The organism is Ottowia caeni (assembly GCF_050821495.1).
In the GTDB taxonomy this organism is placed as follows: domain Bacteria; phylum Pseudomonadota; class Gammaproteobacteria; order Burkholderiales; family Burkholderiaceae_C; genus Ottowia; species Ottowia caeni.
Window position 1 is genome coordinate 876,843 of record NZ_CP151080.1, and the last position, 18,217, is coordinate 895,059.

The window sequence follows — 18,217 nt, forward strand, 5'->3', positions numbered from 1 at the left end:
GATGAAAATAACAAGCGACCGACTGCCATTGCTAAGTGAAATGGCTTTTGCGGAGCGCCTTTCTCAGTGGGCGGCCTTGAAGGAGGGATCCTTCAGTTGGTAGACCGTACCGCAATAGGGGCACTTGGCCTCACCCGTGTGTCCCACGTCCAGGTAGACGCGCGGGTGGGTGTTCCACAGTTGCATCTGGGCCTTGGGGTTGGGGCAGAACACGCCGCCCTCCGGGGTGAGGTCTTTGGCGCTCAGTTCGACGACAGCTTGGCTCATGCGTTCACCTTGCTGAGCCACTTGGCGTATTTTGCGTTGCGGCCATTGACGATGTCGAAGAACGCGTTTTGAATTTTCTCGGTGATGGGGCCGCGCGAACCTGTGCCGATTTCCACGCGGTCAAGTTCACGGATCGGTGTGATCTCAGCTGCGGTGCCGCTGAAGAAGCATTCGTCGGCGATGTAGATTTCGTCGCGGGTAATGCGCTTTTGCACCAGCTTGATGCCGAGGTCCTCGCAGATATGCATCACGGTGTTGCGGGTGATGCCGTTGAGCGCGCCAGCGGAGAGGTCGGGGGTGTAGACCACGCCGTCCTTGACCACGAATACGTTCTCGCCGGCGCCTTCGCTGACGAAGCCGGAGGCGTCAAGCAGCAGGGCTTCGTCGTAGCCGTCGTCCAGGGCTTCCATATTGGCCAGGATCGAGTTGCTGTAGTTGCTGACGGCCTTGGCTTGCGTCATGGTGATGTTGACGTGGTGGCGCGTGTAGCTGCTGGTCTTGACGCGGATGCCTCGGTTCATGCCTTCCTCACCCAGGTAGGCGCCCCAGGCCCAGGCGGCGATCATCACGTGCACGGTGTTGCCGCGGGGGCTGACACCGAGCTTTTCAGAGCCCAGCCAGACCAGCGGGCGGAGGTAGCAGCTTTCCAGCTTGTTCTCGCGCACCACAGTTTTTTGCGCTTCGTTGACCTGCTCCTTCGTGAAGGGCATCTTCATGCGCAGGATCTTGGCGCTGTTGAACAGACGCTCGGTGTGCTCTTCCAGGCGGAAGATGGCCGTGCCATTCACGGTGTTGTAGGCACGCACGCCTTCGAAGGCTCCGCAGCCGTAGTGAAGCGTGTGGGTCAGGACGTGGATCTTGGCATCTCGCCAGTCAACCAGCTGGCCATCCATCCAGATTTTGCCGTCGCGGTCGTCCAGGGTGAGGGTAGGGGCGCTCATGGGGGATTCCTCAGCTCTTTGGTGTGGGATGAGCGGCACGAATAGCCGCTTTGCCCGCGATTTTAAGCTTCGCCCGCGTCTCGGGTTTCGTTTTCGTTCCCGGTGGGCCGTTCAAGGCGCCAGCGCAGGAGGCGCCCGCCCTCGAATTCGCAGGTCACTTCCGAGCCGCCACCGTCGCGCCACAGGTAAATTTCAGGCTCTTCACCCTCCTGGGAGAGCCTCTGGCCGAGTGAGCGGGTCAGGGCGATGACATGCAGCAGCGGCTGCTTGGGACGCAGCTTGGCGTTAAGCATGACGGCGCTGCCGACGTAGCCGATGGGCCGGTCTGCCGCGCGTTTCATGATGGTGATGATGCGGGTGTAGTTCAGAAGGAACCAGAACACGATGCCGCTAACGAGAAGGGCGATACCGGCCCAGCCGCCGGCGCGCCAGGCGCCAGCGCCCAGAGCGATGGCCGCTACGATAGTGAGAATGCGTTGCCAAGTCATGGAGTGATTGTCGCGCGTTGGCGATGCGTACTTTTGCGTATGTCCGCAGAGTTTCTAATGCGAAGACTGGATCATACTTTTCGGGTCGGCATGATGGCATGTTGGCCCTGGAGTCTGTCGGACTTGGAGCGCCGAAAGCGAAAATGGGACCCGGCGAGGACAGTTTTTGCAGGATTCGCAGGCCCATAGCCCAGCTATGGGTCAAGAAGACTGTGAAAAATGGACCGCTGCGGCCCATTTGCAGCCGGCGATTTCCAAGTCCGACAGGCTCCTGGTGATCTACAACGGTGATGGTTCAGCAATGAGATTCAAACCTTCACCCTTCATAGGGGTGAGTTTCGCCATGATTGTCGGCGTGATGGGGGCTGCACTGATCAGTCCCCTGTATGCGATCTACAAGGAAGCTTGGCAGTTGCAGGCCAGCGACATCTCGCTCATTTATGTGGTCTACATGACGGGCGCCCTGTGCAGCCTTCTGTTCCTGGGTCGATTGCCCGATCGGGCCGGGTTCTTGCCGGTGATGAAGGTCGGGATGATCCTCAATCTGATCGGCACCCTGATCAGTTCGCTGGCCTGGGAAATGACCGGTCTGATCGTGGGGCGATTTTGTGTGGGGGTGGCCTCCAGCCTGCTGACCACCAGTGCCATCATGGGGCTGGCGAAACTCTCGCGCCCCGGTCAGTTACAGCGGGCGGCCATGCTGACGGGGTGCCTGCTGGCCTTTGGCTTTGGCCTGGGGCCGTTGCTTGGCGGCATCATGGGGCAGTGGGCACCGTATCCTCTGGTCACCACCTACATTCCTACATTGCTCCTGGGTGCGTGGGGTTACGTGGTGCTTTCCAGACAGAAAATGCCAGCGACAGCGCAATCTGCACGCCAGTCTCCACTGCGCGCTCAGGATTTTCTGCCAAAGCTGACTTGGCCAGCTCGAGTGGACTCCGAGACTTTCGTGCTTACTTGCGCCTTGTCATTTCTGGCATATGGAGTGTTCGGATTGTTCACGGCCATGGCGCCGCTGTTCCTGGAAAAACTTCTGCCCTGGCACGGCCCCATGGTGAGTGGCACTTCGATTGCCGTGATTCTGTTCGCCTCGGCGGTCTTACAGGTAATGGCCGGACGCATTCCCGTACACCTGTGCGGTTTTGCAGGCCTGCTTGGTCTCGCATTGAGCATGGCGTTCCTGATGATCAACCTATGGGCGGGGTCCGCTGTGCTTTTTGCCTTGAGCGTGCTGTTGACTGCTACGGGCCATGGCCTGAGCATGCTGGCAGGCATGAACATGGTGAATCGCCTTGCCACCGAGCACAACCGCTCGGGGCTGCTTTCCACCTACTTCGTGATTGGTTATGTCGGGTGCATGCTTCCCATGATGGCCATGGGCTGGATCGCCGACCGCTGGGGCATGAGGGTGGCGGTTTGCTGTTTCTGCGCAACGGTCATTTTTCTTGGAGCGTTGGCTGGCGTGCTGTTTTTGCGCCACCCCGCATGCGCGCTGCAGGGAGGTGGAGGTGAGGCGAGAGACGTCGGTACCGGTCTCACGCAGTTAGTGGGCACGCTCTCAGCGTTTGACGGCAGCTCGGGCCTCGTCCAACCAACTGTTGAACAGGGTCTGGTGAGCCTTGATCCAGCCTTCGGCGTGCCGTTCGATATCGGACTGAGACGCTTCGCCGTCGTTCATGGCATTGTTTTGTGCCGTGACGTCGGTGACGGGCAACTTCATCAAGGAAAAGAGCTTGGCGGCATCAGGGTGAGCCTCAATGAAGGCACGGTTGGCCAGAATGCGCTGATTGTTGATGGTGGTGCCATAGTTGCGCCCGTTGGGCAGAGTCGTGTCCTTGTTTTGGCCCCCTTGCCCACCCGGCTCGGCCGAAAAGGGTACTTCCAGCCACACGACATCCTTGCCCGGAACCAGCACGTTGCTGACCCAGTACGGTGTCCAGGTGTAGTAGAGGATCGGTCGACCCGCTTTGTAGCGTGAGATGACGTCGGCCATCAATGCCGGGTAACTTCCCTGCTGGTGCTGCACGGTGTCGCGGAGCTTGTAGGCAGTGAGTTGCGCTTCGATCAGTGTTTCGCAGGCCCAACCGGGCGTGCATCCGGTCAGGTTGGCGCGTCCGTCGCCGTCGGAGTCGAACAGCTTGGCAATGGCAGGGTCTGCCAGTTGGGACATGTTCGTGATGTTGTGTTCATCCGCGGTTCTCTTGTCGATCACATAACCATGGATGTTGTTGGCGATGTAGGTGTTGTCGCGCCAAAGTTTTGCATCGCCTCCTGAGTTCTTGTAGAAGTCGCTGTGCATCGGATCCCAGTGGTCCGCGAGGAAGGTGGCGTCACCGCTGGCGATGGCCAGGTGGGCGGTGGGATACTCCACCTCACGGATGGGCTGTACGTCGTAGCCGAGCCTTTCCAGCGCCTTCATGACCAGCACGGTCTGAAAAGTTTCTTCAGCGATGGAGCTCTTCAGGGGCAGTACCCGCACACCCTTGCCGGGCAGTTGAGGGTCGTCCGCAGCGAAGGCGGCGGGAGACAGAGCCAGCAGGCCGGCTGAGAGTAGCGTCAGGCCGGTGCGGCGCAGGAAAGCGAAGGGGGTGGAAACGGGTTGTCTCATGGGTGATGTTCCTTTGATGGGGTTCTGAACCGTGCAGGTGGACAGTTCTTCACGAGTCGCGTGCCCTCGCCCTCAGCCAAAGGGCGAGGGCGATGTGACGACGGCGGAGGTGGTCAAGTGGAGGCCAGGGCGGAGGCGCCACTGGACTCGTTGGTTTTGGCGTTGGTGGGTCGGCCTTTGAACGGGCGCATCACCAGGCCGATGGGGCCTCGCTGGAGCCAGGGCTGGCCTTGGCGACTAGGTTTGCTCAGCGCCTGAGTGAGGCGGTCGAGCACAATGGCCAGGATCACGATGCCCAGTCCACCCACGGTGGCCAGGCCCATGTCAAGCCGGCCAATGCCGCGCAGCACCATAAGCCCCAGGCCACCCACGGCGATCATCGAGGCGATCACCACCATCGACAGGCTCAGCATGAGAGACTGGTTGATACCGGCCATGATCGAGGGCATGGCCAGCGGCAATTGCACGCGGGTCAGCATTTGCCACGGCGATGCGCCATAAGCTTGCGCCGCTTCGATGAGGTCAGGGCGAACCTGGCGTATGCCAAGGTTGGTCAGGCGTACCAGTGGTGCGAGCGCAAAAATGATGGTGACGATCACGCCAGGTACGTTGCCAATGCCGAACAGCATCACGACCGGCACCAGGTACACGAAGGCGGGCGTGGTCTGCATGGCATCAAGCAAGGGGCGCACCACACTGTTGGCGCGTTCCGAGCGGGCCAACCATATGCCTAGGGGCAGACCGATCAGGACACAGAAGAAGAGGGCCGTGAGCACCAGCGACAGCGTGACCATGGCCTCTGGCCAGATGCCCAGGATGCCGATGACCATCAGCGAAAGAAGGGTGGCGATGGCCATGCGCCCGCCCGCCAGTTGCCAGGCCAGAAGGGACAGGATGCCGATCATCACAAGCGTGGGGGGTACAGCAGCGCGGCCTCCACTCCGCCCAGGAGTGCGTCCACGGGTTGGCGCAGCGCCTGGAAAAAAGGGCGAAAGTGATCCACGAACCAACCCAGACCCTGGTTGATCCAGTCTTGCACGGGGAGCGCGCCGTCGAACCAGTCAGCCATGGTCCGAACCGTTTCTTCGGTGTTTTGAGCCGCTGCATCGCCCGCGGCAACGATGCCGTCGCCCTCTGCGGTGACGTCGCGCGTGACGGCTTGCGGTCCTCCCAGCCATTCAGGGCTCGCTTCGGCTGGCGCGGCCTGGTAGGGGTCGATGTAAGCTTCCGGCGCGGCAGTCATGTCTTGCTTGACTGCGGAAGGTCCTCCCAGCCAATCCGGCTGGGCCTCGGCTGGCGGCGCTTGATAGGGGTCGATAAAGGCGTTTTGGTCTGTCGTACTCATAGGTCGTTCTTGTTTCTTGTTGTCAGGCGACTTCTGCAGAAGATTCGGATGCGACGTCGGTCGTTGCAGGCAAAGGGTTGCCGTCGGGGTCGGTGTTGGGGTCGAGGAAGGTCAGTAGCCGGTTCTTGCTGACAGTGCCGACCAGGCGCCCGTCGGCGGTGACCACAGGCAGGGGCGCGGGCTGGTTGACCATGCGCCCGTACAGCTCTGCAATGGGGGTGTCGGCCGCGACTGGTTGCACTGACTCGACAAAAGCATGCGACAGTCCGAGCGTGCCTTCGTGCCCCTTGAGAGCGGCGCGCAGGGAGTCGGCTGAAACCGCGCCGAGATAGCGGTGGCGCGTGTCCACCACGTAGGCCCATTCGCGATCCTGGTCTTGAAGTCGCTTCAAGGCAGGGCGGCAGCCACGCGTGGGGCTTTCCGATACCTCCACTTGCGTTTTGCGGGCAATGTCGCTGGCCTTGAACACGGCTGCGGCGTCCACGCCGCGCACGAACTGGCGAACGTAGTCGTCGGCGGGGTTGCGCAGAATTTCCTCAGGGGTGCCGACTTGAACTACCTGTCCGTCTTTCATGATGGCAATGCGGTCGCCGATGCGCATGGCCTCGTCCAGGTCATGCGAAATGAAGACGATGGTTCGACGCTTGTCCTGCTGCAGGCGCAGCAGCTCGTCCTGCATTTCGGTGCGAATGATGGGGTCGAGCGCGGAGAAGGCCTCATCCATCAGGAGGATGGAAGGGTCTGCGGCCAGGGCGCGAGCGAGCCCGACGCGCTGCTGCATGCCGCCTGAGAGTTCGTCCGGGTAGCTGTTGGCCCAGACCGCCAGTCCCACTTGGTCAAGTGCGGCGGTGGCAGCGGCTTCCCGCTCGGAGAGAGGTACGCCGGCCAGTTCCAGTCCGAACGCGGTGTTTTGCAGCACCGTCAGGTGGGGCAGCAGCGCGAACGACTGGAACACCATGCTGATGTGCTTGCGGCGGAAGTCGCGCAATTGCTTGTCGTTGTATTGGGCGATGTCCTCTCCGTCCACCACGATGCGGCCGGAGGTGGGTTCAATTAGACGATTGAACATGCGAACCAGGGTCGATTTGCCTGAGCCCGACAGCCCCATGATGACAAAAATCTCGCCAGACTCGATGGTGAAGCTGACGTCGAACACGCCGATCGACTGGCCTGTTCGTTGCACGATTTCCTGCTTGCTCACGCCCTGGCGGGCGAGTTCGAGTGCGCTCTCGGGCGCATCACCGAAAACCTTGAAAAGGTGATCGATCTCAATTTGTTTAGCCACGATGATTCCTCCGGTATGGAACAACCGAGGAGGCAGGAGCTGCAAGCCGAAACGACGCCAACGACGCCGACAACGACAGGCGAGCCGAAAGCCGAGCCTGGTTGTGGGTTTTGGAGAGTTCGCGAGCTTCAGTGCAGACGCAAGGAAGCCATTGCGGTGGTCATTGGAATGTGCCCATGCATGGGTAACACACTGACCTTGGCAAGAGGCATGACCCAGTTGTACTGAGTTAAAGGGACAGGCCGCCGCGAAAAAATTCAGCTACCAAAAGTGGTAAAGCTGACCGAATACATTAATCTTATATCGAAAAGTATCTTAAGTCAATGGGTTTTTGTGGTCGGGCGTAATGAAGTCTTTGAGCAGGCTCTAAACCAAAGTCAACGCGATCCGGTAGTCCCTTGATCCAATTGCGGGCCAGGTTCTCCTGCCTGTCATTCGATAATTGCATGCCTCTACTCGCAAGCGGAAGGGCAGGAAGACCCTTGGCGACAAGACACTTGAGCATGAAGCCCTCAACCATTTAGTCGCTACATCGCCATCATGTCTTTGACTTTGCCTGTGTCCGAGTCGCCCTTGGCGACTTATCACCGCCATTTGAGAGCCGGAGAGCTCGCTTATCAATTCAGTCCTGCCGCTGGCAGGGCGGTGTTTTTCCCGCGGCTGGTCTGCCCGTTCAGTGGCAGCACCGAACTGGTTTGGCGCATCAGCCAGGGCCTGGGGACGGTGCACGCCACCACCGCGGTGTATCCGCGAGAGGGTGATCCCTACAACGTATCGCTGATCGACCTGGACGAAGGTTTCCGGATGATGTCGCGTGTCGAGGGCGTGGCGCCGCTGGAGGTGCGTATTGGTCAGCGCGTGAAGGTACGTATCGTGCCGCAGTCGGGCGAGGAAGCTCCCTTGCCTGTGTTTGATCTGACCGGAGATGCAGCATGAAACGCGGTAGTTGCGCCATCGTCGGGGTGGCTGAATCTGACCTGGGCGAAGTGGCTCAGGGTATGTCGCCACTGGACCTGATGGCCCAGGGCATTCATCGTGCGCTGGACGATTGCGGCCTGAGCCTGCGCGATGTCGACGGTTTGTTTGGCGCAGCCACGCAAAGCCGCATGATCACGCTGGCACTGCGGGAATATCTTGGCATTGATCCGCGCTACGGAGATTCAACCTACCTGGGTGGCTCGTCTTTCATGACCCACGTGGCACATGCCCAGGCGGCCATTGAAGCGGGATTGTGCGAAGTGGCGGTGGTGACCTATGGCAGCACCCAGCGCACGGAGGGACGTTCGGCAACACGCGCCAAAGATGTTAACCCGTATGAGACGCCGTTCCGTCCCTTCCTGCCGTCTACCGCTTATGCACTTGCTGCCTCCCGGCACATGTACGAGTTTGGCACGACCCGTGAACACCTGGCTGAGATTGCCGTGGCTGCACGCAAATGGGCGCAGCTTAATCCGGCAGCGTGGGAGAAGAAGGATCTGACGATTGAGCAAGTGCTGAGCTCCCGCATGGTCAGCTACCCATTGACGGTTCGCGATTGCTGCCTCGTGACCGACGGTGGTGGCGCGCTGATCATGACCTCGGCCGAGCGTGCGCGCGATCTGCGCAAGCCGCCGGCCTATGTGCTCGGTTGCGGTGAATCTGCCAGCCATACTGCCATCTCCAATATGGCGGATCTGACCCGCACAGCGGCTCAGGAATCGGGGGCTCGCGCCTACGCTGCGGCCGGCCTGGGGCCGAAGGATATTGACGTGCGGGAGGTATACGATGCCTTCACGCTGACCACGCTGCTGTTCCTGGAAGATCTGGGCTTCTGCCCGAAGGGCGAGGGCGGCGCCTTCGTGTCTGACGGCAAGCTTCGTCCGGGCGGTGCATTGCCTACCAACACCAACGGGGGCGGCTTGTCTTATTGCCACCCCGGTATGTATGGTCTGTTCCTGCTGATCGAGGCGGTACGGCAGGTGCGAGGGGAGTGCGGCCAGCGTCAGGTGGCCAATTGCAACGTGGCGCTTGCCCACGGAAATGGCGGGGTGTTGTCGAGCCAGAGTACCGTGATTCTGGGCAATTCGGCCACGGTCTGACACCGTTTGATCGGGTGTGAGCAAGCCGCCATGCCCATTTCATTCTCGGTGCAGCGCGACCGGCGCGGCTGCGCTGGATTTATTCAAACTTACTGAGGAATGCGAAGCGACGTGACTTATCTCGACGAGCAAGACGAAACCCAGATCCTGCTGCGGGATTCGGCCCAGGATTTCCTGGAACAAGAGCACCGCATGGAACGCCTGCAGGGGCTGTACGAGGGGTGTCCAGTCGTTGACCGGGCCCTGTGGGAAGGCATGGCTTCGCAAGGCTGGCTGGCATTGCGCCTGCCCGAGTCATTGGGCGGAAGTGCCCTGGCGCCTGTGCACGCGACCATCTTGGCTGAGCAACTCGGTCGCCATGCAGTCCCCGAGCCTCTTGTGGCCTGCGCGGTCATGCCCGCGGTGATGGCCTCGCGGCTGCAGGGTGCTGCTGGCTGGGAGCAGGTGGCACAGGGCCTGGTCGATGGCACTCTTGTGACCACGCTCGCGTGGCAGGAAAACGCTCGGGTGGTGGATCCCGCGATGGTGGCCACAGTGGCTGAACGACTGAGCGATGGTACCTACCGTCTGCGTGGACGCAAGATAGGCGTGGTGTGTGCCTCGTTCGCAGACAGTTTTCTGGTGACGGCCAAGCTGGACGAAGAGATGACTCTTTGGCTCATGCCGCGCGACCACGCCGGCGTGACGCTGACAGAGACTCTTGCCACCGATGGTGCCAGTGTGGCTGTGGCGGAGTTGAGTGATGTCAGCCTGCCGGGTGAGGCTTTGCTGGCACGTGGTGAGGACGTGACGGCAGCGCTGGCGACGGCGATTGACGAAGCCACTCTGCTGACAGCCTGGCAATTGGTTGGTCTGGCCACTGGCGCGCTGGACCTTACGCTCGAATACCAGCGCACGCGGGTTCAGTTCGGGCAGCACATCGGTAGTTTCCAGTCGATGCAGCATCTGAGCGTGGACGTGCGCGTGCAACAAGCCCTTGCCCGTGCGGCGTGCCAAAGTGCCTTGCAGCGGTATGCCGAGGCGCCGGGGAGTCCGACGGCGCGCGCAGCGATTTCTGCTGCCAAGGCACGCGCTTCGGACGCAGCGCTTCTGGCAGGCCGCTTTGGTGTGCAGGCGCACGGCGCCATTGGTTTTGCCGCGGAAGCGGCCATTGGCTGTTATCTGAAGGCGGCTCTGCGTTGGGCGGCCTTCCTGGGTAACGGCAGTCATCATCGCCGGCAGCATGCCCTGCATGCCGGTGAGCACGAGCATGATCATGAACCGCATTGATCGCAATCAACTCAGCGACGACGATTTCCGGCTGCAGTTTCGCGCCTGGATTGAGGCCAACTACACCTCACCTTTGCGCGACCCGCTGCGTCGGCTGACGGGCGAAGAAGCGCGCCAGTGGCTGAGAGCTCAATACCGCGATGGCTGGCGTGCGCCCGCGTTGCCGGCCGAGCATGGTGGCATGGGGTTGTCGCTTCGCAAACAACTAATCTACCAGCAGGAGCTGGAGCGCTTTCGCGTGGCACGCCCCATGGATATGGGGCTGCGCTTGCTGGCGCCTGTATTGTTGCGCTACGGCACGCCTGAGCAGAAGGCAGCTTATTTACCTCGCATCCTGTCTGCAGACGACGTCTGGTGCCAGGGTTACTCTGAGCCCAATGCCGGTTCGGACCTCGCCAACCTGCGCACCGCTGCAGAAGATCGCGGTGATCATTTCGTCATCAACGGCCAGAAGACCTGGACCACGATGGCCACCGATTCCAACATGATCTTCATGCTGGTGCGCACCAGCACCGAAGCGCGCAAGCAGCAGGGCATTACCTTTTTGCTGGCAGATATGGCCACACCCGGCATTCGCGTGCGCCCCATTCGCACATTGGCCGGCGAAGAGCACTTTTGCGAGGTGTTCTTTGACGATGTCGCCGTGCCGCGTGCCAACCTCGTGGGGGCTGTTGGCGACGGCTGGGCAGTGGGCAAAGCGCTGCTTGGCTTTGAGCGCTTCAGCCATGGCTCGCCCGAGCTTCTGCGTCACGCGCTGTCAGTGTTGAAGCGCACAGGCACCGCGCTGGGCTTGCAGAATGATGAGCGCTACCGCGAAGTGCTGGAGCGCCATGCTTGCGACGTGGCCGATGCTTCTGCACTCTACGAACAGGTCTGTGAAACGGCACTGGCGGGCGGACAGGCCGACGACGATTTTTCGATGCTCAAGCTGTTCAATGCCGAGGCTACCCAGCGCATTGCCGAGGCTGTTCAGGAATTGGCCGGGCAACAAGGTGGGCTGATGGGCGCGGCCCCACACCTGGACTTGCCCGAGGATCTTGAATGGCTCTACATGATCACCCGACCGCTGACCATTTTTGGTGGTACGGCTCAGGTGCAACGTAACCTGCTCGCCGCGCGAGCACTCAAGCTGCCGAAATCATGAGCGCATGTTCGCGCTTCAACATTTGACGACTTCACGCATGACCACTTCTACTTCTACAGATCGATCGTCTCATCCGCTGGATCCGTTGTTCCATCCGCGCTCCGTAGCTGTGGTGGGTGCCTCCTCCGATCCACGGAAGATAGGCGGGCGGCCTATCGCTTACATGCTGCGCAGCGGTTTTTCTGGTGAACTCTTGCCCATCAATCCGGGGCAGACAGAGGTACAGGGGGTCAAGGCATACCCGTCACTGCGCGCCATTGGCCGGCCCGTGGATCTCGTCATCGTCGCGGTGGGAGGTGCACACGTGGCCGCGGTGGTCGATGATGCCATTGAACAGCAGGCGAGAAGCATCGTGGTCTTCAGTTCCGGCTTCGCCGAAATGGGCGAAGAAGGCCGGCAGGCTCAGGACCGCATCGCCGAGCGTTGTGCACAGGCGGGTGTGCGCCTGCTTGGGCCGAATTGCATCGGCGTGTTCAACGCGCACGAAGCGATGTTTGCAACTTTCATGAGTGCGCTGGAGCACGAGCAGTTCGAGCCCGGGCATGTCGGCATCGTCAGCCAAAGCGGCGCCATCGGGTCATATCTGTATGGGTTGGCAGGCGACCGTGGTGTGCGCGTGAGTCACTTCGTGGCGACGGGCAATGAAGCCGGCCTGGACGTGGCCGACTGCATCGACTGGATGGTTCGCGACAAAAACACGCGGGTGGTGATGGCCTATCTTGAGGGTTGCCGCGATGGCGACCGTTTGTACCGTGCACTGGAAGAAGCCAGGCTGCGCCGCAAGCCCGTGATCCTGATGAAAGTGGGGCGCACCGAGCAGGGCGCAGCGGCGGCAGCGTCGCATACGGGGTCGCTCGCTGGTAGCGATGTGGTCTATGACGCAGTCTTGCGTGAGACCAATGCGTGGCGCGCAAACACGCTCGAAGAGATGATCGATCTGGCCTACGCCTGCTCCATTGGTCCGATGCCCCGCGGTAACCGGCTGGGCGTGGTGACCCCCTCGGGTGGTGTGGGTGTGATTGCGACCGACGAAGCCACTCGAACAGGCCTGGTGCTGCCCACGTTGCCCGACGCGACGCAGGCGGCCATTCGCGAAATTGTGCCGTTTGCCAGCGGTGTCAACCCGGTGGACACCACTGCGCAGACCATGGGTGACCGTAGTCTGTATACGCGTATTCTTGACTTGGTTTTCGCGCATCCCGAGTTTGACAGCGTGCTCAGTTTCAATGCGAACATGGGCCGCAGCGAATCCGAGTTTGCCAAAATTCGCGACGCGCTGTATGCACTGCGCCGCGCGCACCCAGATCTTCTGGTAGCGATGAGCATGCGTGCCCGGCCCGAAATCGTGGCCGAGATTGAGCGCGAGAACATTCTGATGTTCCCTGATCCTGCGCGTGCCACAACCACCATTGCTGCGATGGCACGCATTTCGGCCGGGTTTGATCGACCGGCATCGGCAGTTGTTGATGCGCAGTCCGGCAAGGCGGATCCGCTGCCCGATGGCACGCTGGACGAAGCAGCGGCGCGCGCAGTGCTGGCAGGACATGGCATTCCATTCGCGCCGCTTGAGTTGGCTGCCACTGCAGAAGAGGCCGTTAGCGCGGCAGAGGCGATGGGCTACCCGGTGGTCATGAAGGTGGTCTCACCTGATATCGCGCACAAGAGCGATGTGGGCGGTGTTGCCCTTGGGCTGAGGGACGCAGATGCGGTTCGCAACGCCTGGTCGACGATGATGGACAAGGTCTCAGCGGCTTGCCCGACAGCTCGGATCGACGGCGCAATGCTTTCGCCGATGATCACGGGAGGGGTGGAGACCGTGATGGGAGTCACGCACGACCCGGTGTTCGGGCCTATGGTGATGTTCGGGCTCGGTGGGGTGTTCGTCGAGGTCTTCAAGGACGTGACTTTCAGGCGTGCACCCGTGAGCCTGACAACTGCGCACGAGATGATTCAGGGGATCAAAGGCTTGCCTTTGCTGACTGGTGCGCGCGGAAAGCCCCCGGTGGATCTGAATACCCTGGCCAGCGCCCTGGTGGCGCTTTCAAATTTCGCAGCTGCACATGCGGGCAAGCTCGACAGTGTGGAGATCAATCCCTTCATCGCACTGCCCAATGGTGGGTGTGCGGTGGATGCGTTGATTGTGAAGAGATCGTAGCGGACTCCGAAAAGGGGGCGAGTCCCCCACCCTGGTGTCGCCCCCGTAAGCCCTGTGCTTCCGGGGGCGATGCTTTTGGAGCGTTGACTCCCTTTGAGTAAGGTGTCTAGCAATGAGAAAAGGTCATGTCAGGTCTCCCATTTGTAAGATGTCATACGGGGGTGACCCTATGATTCATTCCACACCCTGATGCGACTAAGAGTCTCGACAAGAAGGACTCATCATCTTCAATAGAAGCAGGAGACAGCAATGCAAGCAGAACGCCAGATCGGAAGTCGCGATCCACACGTTGCCCAAGGGCCGCGCGTCGATGTGGGTGCGGCGGTGATTGGTGCGGCTGGCGTGTCGTTTCCCCCGTCTGTTTCAGATGACCGTGCCTTGGGCCGCGCTTAGCGGCTTGTCGCAGAAGGCATGAAGAGAAATCTAACCCTCCGAAGGAGCATTCCATGACGACTTCCCGTACATCGATCGCACGTCGCGCGATTCTGGCCATGTTCGCCGGCGCATCGCTGGCTGTCCCTCTGGCAGTTTCGGCGCAGGATTACCCAACCCGTCCTATCAAGATGATCGTCCCGTTCCCTCCAGGAGGGGCTACCGACGTCGTGTCGCGCCGCATGGCACTTGCGATGGAGAAGGAGCTTGGGCAAACCATCATCGTCGAGAACCGCGGCGGGGCAGGTGCGATCATCGGTGCGGAGATGGTGTCCAAGGCTGAACCGGATGGCTACACGATCTTGTCCACGACGGCTGGCGTGCATGTGGTGAACCCAGCCATCTACCCCAAGTTGCCGTATGACCCAATGAAGAGCTTCGAGCCGATCTCGCAGTTCGTAGCTACCCCATTGGCGCTGGTGGTGATCAACAAGACATCCCCCTTCAAGACGGTTCAGGAACTGATCGACTACGCGAAAAAGAACCCAGGCAAGCTTTCTTATGGAACCGCTGGCAGTGGCTCGTCGCTTCATCAGAACGGTGAGATGTTCAAGCATGCAGCGGGTGTGGACATTTTGCACGTGCCTTACAAAGGTGCCGGTCCCGCAGTGACTGACTTCCGTGGTGGTCGTGTTGACATGATGTGGTCCTATGTGGGTTCCGTGCTGCCAAGCGTGAAGAGCGGGGAGTACCGGATGCTGGCAATCGGAAGCTCCAAGCGTTTGCCTCTGATTGCAGATACGCCCACCGTGGCTGAAGTGCTGGGCCAGCCTGGCTACGATGCCGACACCTGGACGGGCCTGGTGGCGCCTGCAGGCACCCCCGGCCATCATCGCGCGCCTGAATAAAGCCGCTCACGCAGCCCTTGAAGCCAACAAGGAGTATTTGCTTTCGTCTGGCTACGTGCTCATTGGCGGCACGCCCGGAGAAATGAAGCAGCGTATTCAGACTGAGCTGAAAACGGTGACGCCCCTGCTTTCCAAGATCATGGGCTCTGCCAATTAAGGCTTCAATTCACGCAAACATGGCGAGCACAATGGATACAGCAATAAGTTCGGGATCTCGTTTGGCACATTACCCGTTGAGGTTGCCAGTCATCTGCTCGCCTATGTTCATCATCTCCAATCCCGAGATGGTGATTGAGCAATGTCGGGGTGGCGTGGTGGGCACCTTTCCGGTGCTCAACGCCCGTCCCCAAGAGGAGTTGGGCGTCTGGCTGACGCGCATCGAGAGTGTGCTGCAGAGCGATCGAGCTGCCGGCCGTACGGTGGCACCGCATGGCGTCAACTTGGTGATTCGCCCCAACGACCAGCGCTTCGAAGCGGATCTGGCTACAGTTGTCGACCATAAAGTGCCTCTGGTGATCACCAGCTTGGGAAATCCGGCGGCAGTGGTGCAGGCGGTACATGGCTACGGTGGTCTGGTGCTACACGACGTTACCTCGGCACGCCATGCGCGGCGTGCGCTGGAGGCTGGCGTTGACGGTCTGATCCTGGTGTGCGCCGGAGCGGGTGGACATGCGGGTGCTTTGAGCCCCTTCGCGCTCTTGAGAGAGGTGCGTGCTTTCTACGACGGTTTGATCGTGCTGGCCGGTGCCATTACCGATGGCCGGTCGGTGCTCGCCGCGCAGGTTTTGGGCGCAGACTTGGTCTACATGGGGACGCGTTTCATTGCCACGAAAGAATCTGGCGCGGTGGCGGAATACAAAGACATGCTGGTGGACGCGAGCGCCAACGACATTATTTACACGCCGCATTTCTCAGGGATTCCGGCGAATTACCTGAAGGCCAGCATCGTCGCGGCCGGTCTGGACCCGGACAACCTGCCAACAGTGAACGCCGCCGAAGTTCGGGCCAGAGGCGATCGGCAAACACGCTGGAAGCATATCTGGGGAGCCGGCCAAGGCGTGGGGAATATTCGGGATCTTCCTGCAACGGGTGAACTGGTAGATCGGCTGGTTGATGAATATGAGTCGGCGCGCAACGAATGGCGAAAGCGGTTTGCATGAACAACATGGTGACTCCACCTCTCTCTGAATTAAAGCCCCTCGAGCCCCTGTTTTGTCCGCGCAGCATTGCAGTGGTGGGCGCCTCGCAGGATACGCGGAGGATCCGCGGCAGGCTGCTGCAACAGCTGCTGGTCGGAGGCTTTGACGGCCCGGTTTACCCAGTGAACCCGAGCAGCGAAGTCATACAGGGCCTGAAGGCCTACCCAAGTGTCGATGCGCTGCCCGAGCCGGTGGATCTGGCTTTGATCGCCGTGGCGGCCGACCAGATCATGGAGGTTTTGGCTCAGTGCGCCACACGGGGTATCAGGGCGGCAGCCATTTTTACGGCGGGAGCCAATGGCTTGCCTATTGGTGAACGCCTGCAAGACCATGTGGCCGCGTTTGCGCGGGAAAGCGGCATGAGAATCCTCGGCCCCAACGCTGAAGGGTTTATTGATACCGAGGCTGGTCTGTTGGCCACCTTCAGCCCGACGCTGATTCATGTGCCACCTCTTCCAGTCGGATCGTTGCCCCGGCGCGGGCGCGTGAGTATTGTGTCGCAGTCGGGCGCTATGGCGTTTGCGCTGTACAGCCGCGCTATGAGCGAACATGTGCCGATACGCCACTTGGTCTCTACCGGAAACGAGTCCGACGTAGAGCTGCTGGAGGTGGTGGATCATCTGGTGGCGCGTGGCACTTCGCGCGTCATTCTGATGTTCGTCGAGGGTTTTCGCAATCCGGAGCGTTTCGCGGCGGTGGCTGCGAGGGCGGCGGATGCCGGTGTCGCGCTGGTGGTGGCCAAGATCGGTCGATCCTCAGCGGGGCAACGTGCGGCGGTGTCGCATACAGCGCACCTGACAGGTGCCGATACGGCCTATGACGCGGCTTTTGAACGCTATGGCGTCATTCGTGTGGACACCCCAGATGAGATGCTGGCCATCGCCGCCGCCATTAGCGCGGGGGCTCTTCCCACAGGACGAAGAGTGGCCATAGTCACCACCTCTGGTGGAGCCGGGGGTGGGCGGCTGACATATGCGAGCAAGCAGGTCTCGAAGTGCCCGAGTTCGAGCCCGAATTCAAACGGCGGTTGGTCGAGATCGTGCCAGACTATGGTTCACCCGAGAATCCGGTGGATGTGACGGCGCGCGTGGTGGAAGATGGCGGCCGGACACTGTTGGGAATTCTTGACTTGCTGGAAACGGCACCCGGTATCGATATCGGGCTGGTCATCATGTCGCTGGTGGCCGCTGAGCGTATCACCGGTATCGAGACCGAACTGGCGGCTCTGCATGCTGCGCATCAGCGTCCATTGGTGTTTCACTCCCCGGGGATGGCCTCGCCGGAGGCTTTGGTGGCGCTGGCACGTGTGGGGGGGCTGCAGCTTGGCCTGCCCGGTTTTGCGCGTGCAATGCGCGTGCTGGACGAGTATCGGCTGTTCCGTGAACGCTGGCCGAATGAGCGCTTGAAGCGTACCGAGGTAGTTTCCGTTCCGGCAGAGGCGCCTGCGCTCCCTTCAGGAGTTCTGGATGCGGCCACGACACGCCAGTTGCTTGATGCGTGGCACGTGCCGCAGCCTCGAGAGCGGATTGTGCCGGGGGCGGAGGAAGCGGCTGAGGTGGCGGAATCGATCGGGTGGCCCGTGGCTGTGAAGATCGTCTCGCCGGACATTGCGCACAAGACCGAGGCCGGCGGAGTGGAGTTGAACCTGCGCAGCGCGCTGGAGGTTCGTTCAGCATGCGAAAGAATCCTTGGACGCGTTCGCAGCCGCATGCCCGATGCCCGCATTGAGGGTTTGCAAGTGCAGCAGATGATGCCACCCGGTCGCGAAATGGTGGTCGGTGTGGTGCGCGATCCTGATTTCGGGCCGATGGTCATGCTCGGACTGGGGGGAATCCACATAGAGGTGTTGCGCGACACAGCGTTTGCGCTGGCGCCCCTGACGCAGGAGGATGCCCGCGGGATGATCCGCCGGCTGAAAGGGAGGGCTATCCTTGACGGTGTGCGCGGCGAACCTCCGGCGGATGTCGATGCGCTCGCAGCATTGCTGGTGTCTGTTTCGCGGCTGGCGGCAGCGCATGCCGAAGAGATCGCGGAGATTGACTTGAACCCCGTATTGCTCTACCCGGTTGGCCAAGGTGCGGTCGCCGTAGATGCGCTCGTGGTCGCCGCACCACCGGCGTCCCGAGAGTTCCACTGAACCCTGAACCAGGCCTACTTC

At 61.0% G+C, this 18,217-nt stretch carries 15 protein-coding genes and 2 pseudogenes; 11 read left to right on the forward strand and 6 right to left on the reverse strand.

The features are described from left to right. Window positions 1-63 precede the first annotated feature (63 nt). The 3 genes from AAAK34_RS04210 to AAAK34_RS04220 form a co-directional block, all read right to left on the reverse strand. Complete coding sequence (locus tag AAAK34_RS04210) at window positions 64-267, reverse strand: zinc-finger domain-containing protein (RefSeq protein WP_231695329.1); 204 nt, start codon at window positions 265-267, stop codon at window positions 64-66. Continuing rightward, complete coding sequence (locus AAAK34_RS04215) at window positions 264-1,208, reverse strand: branched-chain amino acid transaminase (protein ID WP_231695328.1); 945 nt, start codon at window positions 1,206-1,208, stop codon at window positions 264-266. The genes AAAK34_RS04210 and AAAK34_RS04215 overlap by 4 nt, the downstream gene beginning before the upstream one ends. A gap of 62 nt (window positions 1,209-1,270) precedes the next feature. Continuing rightward, window positions 1,271-1,696, reverse strand: a complete 426-nt coding sequence (locus AAAK34_RS04220) for a glycerate kinase (protein WP_231695327.1) — start codon at window positions 1,694-1,696, stop codon at window positions 1,271-1,273. A gap of 343 nt (window positions 1,697-2,039) precedes the next feature. On the opposite strand from AAAK34_RS04220, the pseudogene AAAK34_RS04225 reads away from it, so the two are divergent. Continuing rightward, a pseudogene (locus AAAK34_RS04225) lies at window positions 2,040-2,807 on the forward strand (MFS transporter); the annotation flags it as partial. A 447-nt stretch (window positions 2,808-3,254) separates the two neighbouring features. Here AAAK34_RS04225 and proX read toward each other — a convergent pair. The 3 genes and pseudogenes from proX to proV form a co-directional block, all read right to left on the reverse strand. Continuing rightward, window positions 3,255-4,304, reverse strand: a complete 1,050-nt coding sequence (gene proX / locus AAAK34_RS04230; RefSeq protein ID WP_231695325.1) for a glycine betaine/L-proline ABC transporter substrate-binding protein ProX — start codon at window positions 4,302-4,304, stop codon at window positions 3,255-3,257. A 113-nt stretch (window positions 4,305-4,417) separates the two neighbouring features. Further along, a pseudogene (gene proW / locus AAAK34_RS04235) lies at window positions 4,418-5,547 on the reverse strand (glycine betaine/L-proline ABC transporter permease ProW). 124 nt (window positions 5,548-5,671) lie between these two features. Further along, window positions 5,672-6,934, reverse strand: coding sequence for a glycine betaine/L-proline ABC transporter ATP-binding protein ProV (proV, locus tag AAAK34_RS04240; RefSeq protein ID WP_231695323.1), 1,263 nt, complete (start codon window positions 6,932-6,934; stop codon window positions 5,672-5,674). A gap of 540 nt (window positions 6,935-7,474) precedes the next feature. Here proV and AAAK34_RS04245 point away from each other — a divergent pair. The 10 genes from AAAK34_RS04245 (at window position 7,475) to AAAK34_RS04290 (ending at window position 18,196) form a co-directional block, all read left to right on the forward strand. After that, the gene (locus AAAK34_RS04245; protein ID WP_431777783.1) at window positions 7,475-7,870 is read left to right on the forward strand and encodes a Zn-ribbon domain-containing OB-fold protein; all 396 of its coding nucleotides are present in this window, start codon (window positions 7,475-7,477) and stop codon (window positions 7,868-7,870) included. Next, the gene (locus tag AAAK34_RS04250; protein ID WP_231695321.1) at window positions 7,867-9,012 is read left to right on the forward strand and encodes a thiolase; all 1,146 of its coding nucleotides are present in this window, start codon (window positions 7,867-7,869) and stop codon (window positions 9,010-9,012) included. Before AAAK34_RS04245 ends, AAAK34_RS04250 begins: the two co-directional genes overlap by 4 nt. A 111-nt stretch (window positions 9,013-9,123) precedes the next feature. Continuing rightward, window positions 9,124-10,281, forward strand: a complete 1,158-nt coding sequence (locus tag AAAK34_RS04255) for an acyl-CoA dehydrogenase family protein (RefSeq protein ID WP_431777784.1) — start codon at window positions 9,124-9,126, stop codon at window positions 10,279-10,281. Further along, entirely contained in the window at window positions 10,268-11,425 is a 1,158-nt protein-coding gene (locus tag AAAK34_RS04260; RefSeq protein ID WP_231695319.1) for an acyl-CoA dehydrogenase family protein, read from the forward strand. Before AAAK34_RS04255 ends, AAAK34_RS04260 begins: the two co-directional genes overlap by 14 nt. 37 nt (window positions 11,426-11,462) lie before the next feature. Further along, on the forward strand, window positions 11,463-13,580 hold the full coding sequence (locus AAAK34_RS04265; RefSeq protein WP_231695318.1) for an acetate--CoA ligase family protein: 2,118 nt from the start codon (window positions 11,463-11,465) through the stop codon (window positions 13,578-13,580). A gap of 249 nt (window positions 13,581-13,829) precedes the next feature. Further along, a complete protein-coding gene (locus AAAK34_RS04270; protein WP_431777785.1) occupies window positions 13,830-13,973 on the forward strand; it encodes a hypothetical protein in 144 nt (47 codons plus the stop codon). A gap of 53 nt (window positions 13,974-14,026) precedes the next feature. Continuing rightward, window positions 14,027-14,860 carry a Bug family tripartite tricarboxylate transporter substrate binding protein gene (locus AAAK34_RS04275; protein WP_431777786.1) on the forward strand — a complete coding sequence of 278 codons (834 nt, stop codon included), beginning with the start codon at window positions 14,027-14,029 and terminating at the stop codon, window positions 14,858-14,860. Between the two features lie 260 nt (window positions 14,861-15,120). Further along, complete coding sequence (locus tag AAAK34_RS04280) at window positions 15,121-16,020, forward strand: nitronate monooxygenase (RefSeq protein ID WP_231695316.1); 900 nt, start codon at window positions 15,121-15,123, stop codon at window positions 16,018-16,020. 5 nt (window positions 16,021-16,025) lie between these two features. Continuing rightward, window positions 16,026-17,138 carry a CoA-binding protein gene (locus tag AAAK34_RS04285; RefSeq protein ID WP_431777787.1) on the forward strand — a complete coding sequence of 371 codons (1,113 nt, stop codon included), beginning with the start codon at window positions 16,026-16,028 and terminating at the stop codon, window positions 17,136-17,138. Continuing rightward, window positions 17,054-18,196, forward strand: a complete 1,143-nt coding sequence (locus tag AAAK34_RS04290) for an acetate--CoA ligase family protein (RefSeq protein ID WP_431777788.1) — start codon at window positions 17,054-17,056, stop codon at window positions 18,194-18,196. Before AAAK34_RS04285 ends, AAAK34_RS04290 begins: the two co-directional genes overlap by 85 nt. Window positions 18,197-18,217 lie beyond the last annotated feature (21 nt).